The organism is Microbulbifer maximicatervae (SeqCode) (assembly GCF_052468095.1).
In genome coordinates this window covers 4,589,143-4,601,482 of the sequence record NZ_CP174332.1, presented here as the reverse complement: position 1 = coordinate 4,601,482, position 12,340 = coordinate 4,589,143, and the positions used below count along the sequence as shown (strand labels likewise).

The following is a 12,340-nucleotide window of genomic DNA, read 5'->3' as shown; positions in this document are numbered from 1 at the left end:
GAGGTTATTACTTTGTTACCAGTATTTTTACATATAGAGTCTTCACCAAACTTACAGGAATCGCAAGCTCTTCAGCAGTATATAGGTTTGGCTCTGCAATTAATGCAACAGTATGGGGGGGTGCCTATTGCCTCTTATGATGTGGAAGAGGCCTTGGACGGAGGTCGATCACCAAAGGCATTTGTTGTGGTATCTTTTCCAGATCGGGAGGCGATCTATGCATTCTTCAATGATCCAGCCTATCAGGCGATTATTCCTTTGAGGGACAAGGCATTTGCCCATTTACGCTTTTTTATCACTAGTGAACGAATTTGATTTAAAGGCAAGCTAATGCGGGAAGGTGTTGCTCATGAATCTCACCGTCCCAACGTAAACAGGTAGCAAAGGAGCCTCTCATGCAGCGATTTTTTAAAAGTATTAACTTCGTAGAGCAGCATCTATATGACAAAATTTCTGTTCACGAAATTGCTGCTGCCTCTCATTACTCCACCTACCACTTCAGCCGTATTTTTAAGGCATTAGTGGGGGACTCACCGAAAGAGTATTTGCGTAAGCGCCGATTGACCGTCGCCGCAAAGAGGTTGTTGAGTGAAGATATTGGTATTCTTGAGCTTGCCATGGAGTGCCAATTTGACTCCCAAGAAGCGTTTACTCGCGCGTTTAAAGCTTTATTTAACGTAACCCCGGCACAGTATCGAAAGCAGCAGGATCCTTTTCGGTTGTTGTATAAGGATCAATTTAGCCCTCATATGCTGCACTTCTTGCAAAATGAGTTGTCCATGGAGCCACAAATTATTTCGCGGCCAGCGATGCAATTGGTGGGGGTAGCGCAGGAATACGACCATGAAAATCTCAGCTTGCCAAAGCTCTGGTCTGCATTTCGGCCCTACAGGGATAAAATTCCCAATCGTATCAGCGATGAATCTTTTGGTATCTATGAATGTTATGAGGAAGCGGGTGATGAAATTCAGTTTAAGTATGTCTGCTGTGCGCCGGTTGCCGACCTGACTCAGGTACCCGAGGGAATGGTGGCGCGGGAACTACCGGAGCAGCTATATGCAAAATTTGTTCACCGCGGATCTATTACCACCCTGGAACAGACATTGAAGTATATTTGGGGAAGCTGGTTACCAAAGTCCAATTACGACTATATTGAGAGGCCAGACTTTGAGCTGTACCCACCCAGATATCAGGTTACCTGCCCGACAGCGGAAATGTTTCTCCATATCCCGGTCAAAGAAAGGCCGTAATCGCTTGGCAATAGCTTAGTTTTTTCGCTACTCAATCTTTTCGGTTGCCTGACCTGCGTTGTATCGGTAATGCCCGGTAATTTTAAAGGAAAACAGCATGTCTTCGAGCACGGGTCCAGCCCCGATATTGTGTGCGACCAAGTACCGGTTGGTCTTTAGAGAGCGTTTCGCAGTCACAATACCGATATGTGGTAAATTACCGGGAAGCATCCAGGTAACGATGTCTCCTGGTAGATAATCCTCTGCCTTGTCACTTATTGAGAGCGATTGCCCTTTGCGAGTAAAAAAAGCCTGTAGATTGGGTACTCGCCGATGATCAATATTTTTATCTGGCCTTGAAAGTCCCCAAATGCGTTTAGACGGGTAGGCTTGAAAATGACCCGATATATCCTCGTGAACTTCTCTTTGCAAATCGATCCCCAGCTTCCTAAATGATCGAATCACTACGTCGGTACAAACACCGGTATCAGCCGGCACATCTCCATTTGGATAGGGGATAGACACATAAGCAGGATCGTAGCGTACCGTATGATAGGTTCGCTCCAGAGCAGCTTCGGCCAAAGTTATATTTTGTGCATAACTGGCGGCAGAAATCAGGGTACCCAAAAATAGAAATATCCGTTTCACTAGGGCTCCAGTTTTTTTGAGTCTAGGTTGAAATCCTATACTATCGTTTATTTACCCTGCAACACATCAATAACTATTTTACCTTTGGCTCTTCCCTTATTTAGGTAGTCGAGTGCGGCTTGAGTTTCATGTATGGGGTAGACTCTATCAATAACCGGTTTCAAAAATCCTTTCTCAAGTAATGAAGCAAGTTCTGCGAGAGTAGTGCCACTTGGCCATGAATAGACTAGTTGGAGACGCTGCCTCATCTTTTCAATTAAGGTATATGACCCTTTAGCTTTGACGGAGACTGATACTAATAGACCATGTTTGTTAAGAACTTTGGCAGACCTTTCTAATACTTCTCCGCCTAAAGAGTCGAGTACAAGGTCATAATCCTCGAGTAATTCCTCAAATTTTTCGGTTTTATAATTGATAACAGTGTCAGCACCGAGCCGTTTGACTAATGTAAAGTTGGCATCACTGGTGGTTGTGGCTACGAAGGCGCCTATATATTTGGCAATTTGAATAGCGATAGTACCGACTCCGCCAGAGCCGGCATGAATAAGGACTTTTTGTCCTTTCTGTAACTTTCCCACTTCAACGAGAGATTGCCAGGCTGTTAAACCCACGAGAGGGAAAGCGGCACACTCATTGTTAGAAAGATTGCTGGGGCGGATAGCTGCGTCCATTGCTTTGATTGAAGTATATTCGGCAATCGTACCCGCTTGATTTGTATCGGGGCGTGCAAATATCAGATCGCCAATTTTAAAATTTCTGACAGCGCTGCCAATTTCTACTACTGTCCCAGTAACATCGTACCCGACAATATGCGGCATTTTTACAGGCATTACATTTTGTAAAGCACCTGATATTGCCCAGTTATCGAGGGGGTTGATACTGGCCGATTGAACCTTTACTAAAATACTATTTTTATCCAGTGAGGGTTTAGGCATCTCTGCAATTTCGATGGGATTGCCATAAGACCTGATAATAGCGGCTAGCATATTTCAGAGCTCTAAAATTAGAGGATTGATAGCTTTAGTGTGTTGAAAGACTTGCTAGTTTAGTAACTATAAAAAATAACGATTGAAAAAAGGGGCCCGAAGGCCCCTTGTAGCAGTAAATATAGCCACAATGGCTAGCGCAAGTTACTGATACAGCGGTTATATTCGCGAATATAAATCTTACCACCTACCGCAGGGTTAGCATTTGCCATATCTGCAGCGGCATTCATACATCCTTCGACTTGGTCTCTAGTCAGACCCCAAGTTTGGGGGCGGGGTTGTGAACCGCGGATATACATATCCCGGGGATTCTCATAGCTACGAATACGGGTGGGGGGCTGTACTCTGTAGAAATAGCGGCCCTGCTCATTAAAGGCATAGAAATTATTACCACTTTGATAATAAGTCTTGCCGAGAATCTGCACGGGTTCAGCGTTGGATGGGAGGCGCGTCATGCGGTCATCTGCATAACTGAAACCTGCGAGAGAACACAAGAGCACCATTGAAACAAGATATCGCATAACGTCTTCTCCTTCTCCTAGTTTGGCCACAAGTCTACTCAAACTGGGGGAGTGTCCCAACGTGCGGTAATGGAAGTTTCGGTTGTTGTAAAGGTATCTTTTAAGATCTGATCGAGATAACGGCTATGAATTCAATAATTATTTTTTACATGAATAGGTAGAAATCAAAAAAATTTCCTAGATAGAGGTTTTCTTATAGTAATCGGGACCTTTATTTTGCGGAGGTATTTTTAAGAAAGCTAAATCGTGGAGATAGGAATCTGGGTTAGATTGAAATACAAGAAAAATAGATTGTTAGCTACCTTTTAAACGGCTCTGAATAAGGGAAGTTAAAGGGTGGTTTAAAAAATTACATTGTTGTTTAAAACTGTCATCGAGCCATAAAATTACTCAGGCGTGCCACAGGGGATCAAGAGACTTGTGAGGTGATCTCTAGCGATAATGGTCAATTTCAATTTATGGCCGCTTACAAACCCCTCTTCTTGGGCTTGATCAGAGCTTTTGAAATATTAGATTTACTAATTTACAAGCCGAGATTCTGCTCTTTAGAAATGGGTCGTAAGTCCTTATGCCGTGGTTGATGAATGTTCACACTCGTACCAAGTAACGAGGCTCTTGTCGCACTAATAGCCTCATAATCTGATACCATCGGCGCAAACCCCTTCGCTAGATGATTTTTTATGAAACTACTGCGTTCACTTCTATTTATTGTGCTTGCCCTAATGGTGATATCTGCCCTGGCTGCGCCGGGTTTTATCGGCCCCAAAGTAGAGGAAATTTGGAAGCAGCAGTTGGGCCGCTTGCAGGGGGGGAATTCCACGGGTTACGAACGCGGATGGTTTGGTGCTGAAACCAATACTGAGGTGGCATTGCCGGATGGCACTACCCAGCTCAATACAGAGATCCATCATGGGCCGGTGTTGCTTACCTCTAAGGGGCCGCGCCTGGGTGTGGTTTATACCGAGACCCGGCTAGAGCTGGATCAACTACAGCCTGAATTGCGCGCTCAATTGGAGTCCATTTATGGCGCTTTACAGGCGAGTCCGGTAGTTCTGGAAACCCTGGTTACCGCCGACAACCGAGTGTTGAATACCCTCCGCTTAGACCCCTTCAAAAATACCGGCCCACTCGGGGAGTTGGAGTTTGATGGTGGGGAGATTGCCGTATCTACGGATTACACCGGTGCTGTGCTGAACGGTGTCGTGGAGCTGGGAAGCTTGCGCCATATTCGCGAAGGTATCGAAGTACTGTTTACCGAGCCCCTTGAAGGCGAGTTTGAATATATGCCCGGCGAGGGCGGTAATGCGGAGCTGCGATTGTCGTTGCTGAGGGCAGAATCAGATTCCGGGCCAGTTCAATTGCGCGATGTCACCCTGGACCTGACCTTGGAAGAGTTGGCTGCCCAGACCTTGAAAATCATCAGTGACCTGCAGCTTCCCACAGTGGATTCAGCAACACCAATTACCTCTGTACGCCAACAGATGACCTTGCCGAGAATTAAGACTGCGGATTTGGGGCACTACCTGCGTGTATTGTTGCCGACTCCTGAGCGGAATTGGGCCCGTGAAATGAGCCGCCCCCTGCGTCTGGAGCAGCAGCTGGCGATTCAATCCCGCAATGGCCCGGTGTTAGTGGATGCTGATATCGATTGGCGGGGTATGCGTAAGTCCTCCCGCCGCGGTGCCAGTGAGATCGATCAGTGGCTTAAACCTTTGGTAGGTAGCATGACCGTCAGCGCTGCAGAGCAAGCGCTTTTACAATCCCCCCTGGTAGGACAGGCAATGCTTCTGCGAGATTATGGCCTGCTGATCGAAGACAAGGGTGAGCTGCAAATGTATCTCAAGGTCAACCGTGGCCAGCTGGAAGTGAATGGAGAGCAGTTGCCGGCAGACCTGTTCGTGATGGCACTTACCGGCAGGTTCTGATTGCTTAGGGGCCTGCTGCAGTGAAAGAAGCAGGCCTCTCAACTCCCAGCAGCATCAAAGCGGCCGGAGGTCTTCTTTTAACCCGTATTGCGCATGCCCGCTGCAATCCCCGCGATAGTGACCATCAGCGCACTTTCCAACACCGCATCACTTTCCCGTTCGCGCAGACGTGCCATCAGCTCAGCTTGCAATAGGTGCAAAGGGTCAGTGTAGGGATCGCGCACGCGGATGGACCATCGCATTACGGGATTGTTATCCAACAAGCTCTCCCGCCCGGTAAGCTGTTTTAGGGCCTCTACGGTATGAGCCAGTCGATCGCGCAAGCTGACACCCAGGTGGATTAGGTCTTCATCCTGGGTGAGTCGCTCTTCGTACCAGGAGGCAACGCGGGGATCGGCCTTGGCCAGTACCATTTCGAGCATATCCACAACGCCTTGGAAAAAGGGCCATTGGCGACTCATGTCCCGCAAGATATCGGTTTCATCTGCGTGCTTAAGGGCATTTTCCAAGGCGGCACCAGTGCCCAGCCAGGCTGGTAACATCAATCGTATTTGGGTCCAGGCAAATACCCACGGAATCGCCCGCAGTGATTCGACACCGCCACCGGGTTTACGCCTTGCCGGGCGGCTGCCCAGGGCCAGGCGGCTCAGCTCGGTTTCCGGGGTGACAGTGCGCAAGTAAGCCACCAAGGCAGGGTCATCCTGTACAACTTCCCGATAATTGCCGACGGAGACTTCCGTGAGCCGGTCCATCTCCGCGCGCCACTCCGAACGCGGCTCTGCCGGGGGCATCAGTGTCGCCTCCAGAGTTGCGGCGACATACTGCTCCAGGTTGTAGGCGGCCACAGAGGGACGGCCGTATTTGAAGCGAATCATTTCTCCCTGTTCGGTAACGCGAATACGCCCGGCTATTGATCCCGGTGGTTGCGACAGCAGGGCCATACGAGTAGGCGAGCCGCCCCGGGATATGGAGCCGCCCCGGCCGTGAAACAGAGTTAGGGGGATACCGTGGTTGCGGAATATTCCGGTGAGAGCTTCCTGTGTGCGGTACTGGGCCCAGGCGGCGCCCAGGAAGCCCGCATCCTTGGCGGAGTCCGAGTAGCCGATCATCACTTCCTGGCCATCAAGCACACGCTGCTTGTAGAGGGGGATATTCAGCAGGGTACTCATTGTGGTAGCTGCACCATCGAGATCGTCGAGGGTTTCAAACAGGGGAACCACTCGCATTGGCACCTGCACCCCGGCAATTTTTTGCAGCAGCATTACAGCGAGAACATCGGAAGGTGTGGTCGCCATTGAGATAACGTAGGCACCTAATCCCTCGGGACCCTGTTCGGCAATGACCTTGCAGGTCTGTAAGACCTCGCTTACCTCTTCGTCACAGAAATCACTGCGGTAAAAGCTCTCGTCCACCAGTGGGCGGCGGCTGTCCAGCTCAGACACCAGGAACTCCTGCTTCTCCTCTTCGCTCCAACTGCTGTAATTGCCCATACCCAGGTAGCGGGTAATGGCATCCAGGGTGTCAGCGTGGCGAGTGGACTCCTGTCGTATATCCAAACGCAATAGAGTGATGCCGAAGCAGTTGAGTCGCCTCAGGGTATCTTTAAGTTGGCCATCGGCGATGGCTGAGAGGCCCACATCGCGCAGGGAGCGGTCGATCAGTCGCAGCTCGTCGGCCAGCTGCTCGCTGCTGGTAAACGCGAGGCCGGAAGGCTCTGCGCGTCGACCAATGCGGGCTTCCATTTTTTCCCGGGTTATTTTGAGACGGTCGCGAACTTGGCGCAGCACCAGGCGATAGGGCTCGTGGCTGGGGCCAGTGCGCTGTAAAAGTTCTTCGCTGGCGCGATGCATGGACAAATCTGCGAGCAGGTTTTCCACATCGCGCAGATAGAGGTCGGCGGCCATCCAGCGGGCCAGGTGCAGAACTTCCCGGGTGACGCTGGCGGTGACATTGGGGTTGCCGTCCCGGTCTCCCCCCATCCAAGAGGCAAAGTGAATGGGAACCCAATCCACTGGTAATGGGGGCAGCTTGGCCAGGGCCAACTCACCATCTGTTTCCCGCATACTTCTGGGGACTGCCTGCCACAGGGATTGTTCGATAGTGGCAAAGCCCCACCTGGCCTCATCAACTGGGGTGGGCCTGGAGCGGCGGATCTCGTCAGTGCTCCAGGCAGAGAGGATCTGTTCTTGTAAGTGACGACGTAAATCCTGGGACTCTTCCGTGGTCAGGTCGGGACTGTCCAGTGTATTGAGCAGGTCCGCGACTCGATCGTATTTGCGAATTAGAGTACGGCGTGTCACTTCGGTGGGGTGAGCGGTTAGGACCAGTTCTACGGATAGCTCTTTAAGTGTTCCGTGGATTTCCTCGGGAGACTTACCCGCTTTGCTTAGCTCTGCCAGTACTTGTCGCAGGCCGCGGTCTGTATCGGGATCTCCGGGAAAGCGCTGGTGCTGGCGGTGTAGTCTCTCGCGATGGCGCTGTTCGGCAATATTGGCCAGGTTTAGAAACTGGCTGAATGCCCGGGCAACTTCCAATAGGGTCGCATCATCCAGGGGGTCGAGTAGCTCTCGTAAGTGATCGGCCTGCATAACCCCTTTGCTGCGGCTTTCAACGGCCGCCTGACGAATATTCTCAACGGTATCAAATAGTGGCTCGCCAACTTGGTTTCGCAATACTGCGCCGAGCTCTTCACCCAGCAGGCGTACATCTTCCCGCAAGGGGGCATTCTGGTCCTGGTTCACGAATCTATTTCTCCCTGTTAACAACGCGGTGAAAGTCAATCGGATAGGCATATTCGCACACTTTGCGCTGAAGCATGCAATGTTGCAGCTGCAACTTTTGGCGAATAAGAGCTTGAGAAAGTAAATGAGGAAAAGTCGGTATAGCCTTATGGCTAGTCAATCTGCTTTTGTCTTTTACGAGGTGTGAAAGTCGGTAATTTCAGTCAGGAAATATTGGATTCATTTCTTACTGAGAAGCAGATGGGCCCAAGATACTGGGCCCATTTAATGGAATATTTGCTATTAATAAGCTGGGCGCCGGTCGACCAGTGTCAGCCAGCCGCGAATAACCCGATAGATTACCCATATCCAGTTAATCGCAAGGATTAGGTAGCCCACCAGAATCCAAATAGTCAGTGAGCCGACAATGGTCCACAGCAGCCAAAACCAGAAGGTGCGAATCTGCCAGCGGAAATGGGACTCGGCCAGGGTGCCGCGAACATCGCTGCGCTTAAAGTAGTTGATTAATACCCCGATAAAAAATGGCACTGCGGTAAATAAGCTGATCGCCTGGATCAGGTAAACCATAATGGCCAGGTCGCGCCCGCTTTGTTCTCGGGCTTCCTGACTGCGTTCGGGATACTGCTCTGACATAACTTGTTCTCTCTACTATTCACTCCAATATAGTGTGGTGCAAATAGTGCATTTCAACTTAGCTGCGCTGGGATGTGTTATTTGCGCGGTGGATTGCAGACGCTTTTTCCGCCCTATTGTTCCCAGTAAGAGTACCGTGGCTCGAAATTGGGCTACAGTAGGGTGGTTTATTTTAATGCCCACTCAGTGTGAACATTGCGCTCGCGCCAGGCCTTTAGCTGGCGCACAGATTCGCGCATAAGCTGTAAAAGCTCTGTGCGCTGTTGGCGACAATGTTCTCTCTCACTATCGATAGAGAGGTTTGCGGCCAGGGTACGCAAGCGAGAAGCTATTGTTTCGAGGCCGACCTCAATAGCTGAGCGAGCCAGTCTTTGTGCCTGCTGTTCTGCATCAAGCCAATGGCGTCCAGTAATAGCGCTGGTTAATGACGTTATTTGTTTTGGCAGGGTAGCGGTGCGCTCGCTGAGTAATTCGGCAAACGTATGGTGGTCCAATGTATCCCGCAGGCGAAATAGAGTATTGGTATTCAGCAGTCGAGTGGGCTTTGCTCCCTGGGGGCCTGCAATGCCCTGGCTTCGGCGAACAGCCCAGCTCAATAATTGCATCAGCTGTCGGTCGCCGATCGGGTGGGTCAATACCCCGGTAAAGCCTCTGGCCTGGTAGCGCTCCTTATCGCCAGAGCTGGCATTTTGTAAAAGGGCAAAAATAGGTAGTTCTGCACCTCTCTCCCTACGGATTTCCCGCACTGCTTCAACACCATCCATCAATGGAAGATGGGTGTCCGCCAAAATAAGATCGAAGTTTTTTTGCAGTGCAGCGCTGCTCCCATCGATCCCATTGCACTCCCGCTGTACGTTATGGCCCATGGTTTCCAGGGTGGGTTGAAGGGAGTCATGCTTACTGTTTTCAACGAGTAAAACAGAGAGCTGTTTGCCGGGCGCACGATGGCTTTCAGTGGGGAGTTTTAATTCTACTGTCTCAACATTACCGCACTGATGTAAGTTCTCCAGGGATTTAAGGGCGCTGTTTAATTGTCTTTTCCCGATTTCTACCAGGGCGCGTGTATTATTGTCTTCGCTGCGAGCCAATAAATTCAAAGTGCCGAGAAGCGTATCCAGGGGATGCTGTAAGTGGTGCCGGGTTATGGTGAGGAGATCAGATTTTTCCTGGCGCAATTGTTCAAGCTCACTAAGGGCATCAGCAAGTTGTTTTTCCAGTGCGACAAATTCGCTGTTACGACTGTGTACCTGTTGGAAAAGATTGCTATTTTCCTTGCTCAAATTTTTAAGCCGAGCATTGGTATCGAGGGTTAATTGGCGTAATTTAACTTGCCTATTTATTGCAAACGCACAAATTAGCAGTACAAGTACAGCGGGTATTCCCACCCAAAAGAGCGGGACCTGACTTTTTAGTGTGGTAATAACATCGGCCTGTGCAGTACTCGATAAAAATACCGAACCCGAGACCAATAGGCCGAGGCATATGGCACGCAAGAATACGTGGCGAGAGGGAATTCCCCCAGACAAAGTGGTTTCTATCATCCTTGTAACCAACGTTATTTAAATTGGACTAAATCCTGCAGTCCAAAAAGGTTTTAATACGACTTGTTGTAATGGATACCCAGGCACATCGGAGATTTTTGATACTGCAATAAGCCCGCTTTTGGTACAAGAAAAATTTTCCTTCTGCTGTGGGGGGAGCAGAGGCGCTTCAGTGAACGTACCAATAGAGAAGTAGCCTGCCAGCCCCGTCTGTCCTACCCTTGGATCGGATAGCCGGCTTTTTGACAGGGAATTAATCCACAGATTGCATCTGATTACATAGAGGGATCTAGCAGCAATTTACTAGGTTGAATGGGTAGTTTAGCGACAGTTCCTGAACAAATTACGCCGGAGCTGTCGTGAGGAACCAGCGCTACCAACTTCAACGGATATCATGTTAGCCGGCAACTGTGACAATGAGATTCTCTGCTATCTCAATGACACCATGGGCGCTAATATTGATATCGGTATCGATGACGAAATCCTTGTGTGCTCCTATGGCGAACTCTACGCCGACGCCAAAAAGAACAAGCGCAAGATAAACCAGGATCTAGTGGCCCGCGCCCCTGTGCGGGTTTTGGTGGAGCTCCACCGCAGAGATCGAAACTAAGTGGCGACATCCCTTAATCCCCTGTTATTTTTGGGGAGAACCTGAGGAGATGCGCCATGGAATATGCCCCCGGTGATATAAGATCCCGCCAAAACATAGACTGCAATATTGTAATCGATGCCCAGATACGGGGCGGCAAACCGTGCATCAAAGGCACCTGTATCGCTGTGGACGATATTCTCGATATGGTTGCGAATGGCATGTCCATTGAAGAGATTGCTGATGATTTCCCTCACCTTAACCACGCCCAAATCTTGGCCGCGCAAACCCAATTCGCCACTAGCCTTTTGGGGAGGCGAGGCCCCTTCGTTGGCTGCAAACTATTTGATGCGCGATTTTTCGGAGCCCCTTGCAACAGCCTCTGTAGCCACACGCTATCAGACTTTTGGTTTTCAACTGCACTCATATTCAGGCAAAAGTATTCTTTGCATGGAAGATAATGCCACTCTTGACCTTTCGGTAGATACTAACAATAAGGATTCAGATAACAGTGCTTCTCCTGGACGAGAACCTCTCCCATAAGCTTGCCTCCAGATTAGGAGAAATTATCCCGGAATAGTCACAGCAAAAGATGCCGAATTGTTGGGAAGGAAAGATCCGGGTGTGTGGAGATATGCCCACCAAGATAATCTCACTATCACCACCAAGGACGGTGTGGATATGAAGGCCCTGCAGTTAAGGCATGGCCATCCGCCAAAAATTATTATTTTGACCCTGGGAAACAGTCGCGTGGCACACATTGAGGAGCTACTGAGGAGAGAGCATCCTGCCATTACAAAGTTTATGGATACGGAAACAAAAGGCTACCTACACCTCTAGCCCCAGTGGCTACCCGCCCAAGAGCGGTTTATAAATCCAGCCCAGTTAAGAAGACCCCGCCTTATGCGGGGTTTTTCATTTCCGAAACTTTGCGAACAAGAATTTTCGAAAATAGAAATTTTGCGTACCTCTCCCTCCCCCGCTAGCGCATTAATCCAAATCTCGATACGCTGGCATTACCGGCCAAATTAGTGCCGGATCAATTATAAACTGACAGAAAAGGGATCTTGTCATGGTTGGGAAAGTCTTTGCAGGGTTGATTGGGGGGCTGTTCGTTGCCTTTCTGGGTTATTTTCAATACGGGATTATGGCCATCGATGTGACCGCCCAGAGCGAACCCAGTCTGGTGCCGTTCTTCGTGGCCTGGGCGCTGGCGATGCTGATAGCCTGCACCGCCAAACGCACGGGCAAAGCCTGGCGCCGTCTGCTGCTGATAAGCGCCATCTTGTGTTTCTTGCTGCCAATCTCGGGACTGATATTTACCGGCAATGCTGTGGTTGATACCGCCAACAGTGCTGAAGCAGCCGGTGCGGCCATTGGTGGCGGGCTGGTAAGCGGCTTTATGGGCTTCGTTGGCTTCTTCTTGGGAATTGTTTTCCTAATTATCGGCCTACTCACTGGGCGGGATAAACAGGTGATTGTGGTGCGTGAGGGTGAGGCTATTCCAGAGGCATAAATGGTGCCGCA

At 49.9% G+C, this 12,340-nt stretch carries 14 protein-coding genes; 7 read left to right on the top strand and 7 right to left on the bottom strand.

Translation table 11 applies throughout. The features are described 5' to 3' along the window. Positions 1-12: 12 nt before the first annotated feature. Together ACJJIL_RS20500 and ACJJIL_RS20495 are read left to right on the top strand one after the other, a co-directional pair. Entirely contained in the window at positions 13-315 is a 303-nt protein-coding gene (locus ACJJIL_RS20500) for a DUF1330 domain-containing protein (protein WP_445360644.1), read from the top strand. Between the two features lie 80 nt (positions 316-395). Further along, a complete protein-coding gene (locus ACJJIL_RS20495; RefSeq protein WP_445360643.1) occupies positions 396-1,250 on the top strand; it encodes an AraC family transcriptional regulator in 855 nt (284 codons plus the stop codon). A 27-nt stretch (positions 1,251-1,277) separates the two neighbouring features. Here the strand turns inward: ACJJIL_RS20495 and ACJJIL_RS20490 are convergent, their stop codons facing one another. The 3 genes from ACJJIL_RS20490 to ACJJIL_RS20480 all read right to left on the bottom strand — a co-directional run bounded on the left by ACJJIL_RS20490 (position 1,278) and on the right by ACJJIL_RS20480 (position 3,384). Continuing rightward, a complete protein-coding gene (locus ACJJIL_RS20490; RefSeq protein ID WP_445360642.1) occupies positions 1,278-1,877 on the bottom strand; it encodes a DUF1287 domain-containing protein in 600 nt (199 codons plus the stop codon). Between the two features lie 47 nt (positions 1,878-1,924). Further along, positions 1,925-2,863, bottom strand: coding sequence for an NADP-dependent oxidoreductase (locus tag ACJJIL_RS20485; protein WP_445360641.1), 939 nt, complete (start codon positions 2,861-2,863; stop codon positions 1,925-1,927). A gap of 134 nt (positions 2,864-2,997) precedes the next feature. Next, the gene (locus ACJJIL_RS20480) at positions 2,998-3,384 is read right to left on the bottom strand and encodes a hypothetical protein (RefSeq protein ID WP_444940161.1); all 387 of its coding nucleotides are present in this window, start codon (positions 3,382-3,384) and stop codon (positions 2,998-3,000) included. Between the two features lie 680 nt (positions 3,385-4,064). On the opposite strand from ACJJIL_RS20480, the gene ACJJIL_RS20475 reads away from it, so the two are divergent. Continuing rightward, complete coding sequence (locus tag ACJJIL_RS20475) at positions 4,065-5,309, top strand: DUF945 family protein (RefSeq protein ID WP_445360640.1); 1,245 nt, start codon at positions 4,065-4,067, stop codon at positions 5,307-5,309. A 77-nt stretch (positions 5,310-5,386) separates the two neighbouring features. Here the strand turns inward: ACJJIL_RS20475 and ppc are convergent, their stop codons facing one another. The 3 genes from ppc to ACJJIL_RS20460 form a co-directional block, all read right to left on the bottom strand. Continuing rightward, positions 5,387-8,050 carry a phosphoenolpyruvate carboxylase gene (gene ppc / locus ACJJIL_RS20470; protein WP_445360639.1) on the bottom strand — a complete coding sequence of 888 codons (2,664 nt, stop codon included), beginning with the start codon at positions 8,048-8,050 and terminating at the stop codon, positions 5,387-5,389. Positions 8,051-8,332: 282 nt separating this feature from the next. Continuing rightward, entirely contained in the window at positions 8,333-8,683 is a 351-nt protein-coding gene (locus ACJJIL_RS20465) for a DUF4870 family protein (RefSeq protein WP_445360638.1), read from the bottom strand. 167 nt (positions 8,684-8,850) lie between these two features. Beyond that, on the bottom strand, positions 8,851-10,224 hold the full coding sequence (locus tag ACJJIL_RS20460) for a response regulator (RefSeq protein WP_444934747.1): 1,374 nt from the start codon (positions 10,222-10,224) through the stop codon (positions 8,851-8,853). A 394-nt stretch (positions 10,225-10,618) separates the two neighbouring features. Between ACJJIL_RS20460 and ACJJIL_RS20455 the strand changes: the two genes are divergently transcribed. After that, a complete protein-coding gene (locus tag ACJJIL_RS20455; RefSeq protein ID WP_445360637.1) occupies positions 10,619-10,834 on the top strand; it encodes a hypothetical protein in 216 nt (71 codons plus the stop codon). Here the strand turns inward: ACJJIL_RS20455 and ACJJIL_RS20450 are convergent. Then, on the bottom strand, positions 10,831-11,079 hold the full coding sequence (locus tag ACJJIL_RS20450) for a hypothetical protein (protein ID WP_445362028.1): 249 nt from the start codon (positions 11,077-11,079) through the stop codon (positions 10,831-10,833). The two genes, ACJJIL_RS20455 and ACJJIL_RS20450, sit on opposite strands and share 4 nt — an antisense overlap. Between ACJJIL_RS20450 and ACJJIL_RS20445 the strand changes: the two genes are divergently transcribed. The 3 genes from ACJJIL_RS20445 (at position 11,002) to ACJJIL_RS20435 (ending at position 12,329) form a co-directional block, all read left to right on the top strand. Further along, entirely contained in the window at positions 11,002-11,274 is a 273-nt protein-coding gene (locus ACJJIL_RS20445) for a DUF433 domain-containing protein (protein WP_445362019.1), read from the top strand. The two genes, ACJJIL_RS20450 and ACJJIL_RS20445, sit on opposite strands and share 78 nt — an antisense overlap. A 94-nt stretch (positions 11,275-11,368) precedes the next feature. Continuing rightward, the gene (locus ACJJIL_RS20440) at positions 11,369-11,653 is read left to right on the top strand and encodes a DUF5615 family PIN-like protein (protein WP_445362018.1); all 285 of its coding nucleotides are present in this window, start codon (positions 11,369-11,371) and stop codon (positions 11,651-11,653) included. 232 nt (positions 11,654-11,885) lie between these two features. Continuing rightward, entirely contained in the window at positions 11,886-12,329 is a 444-nt protein-coding gene (locus ACJJIL_RS20435) for a hypothetical protein (RefSeq protein WP_444959210.1), read from the top strand. Positions 12,330-12,340: the final 11 nt, after the last annotated feature.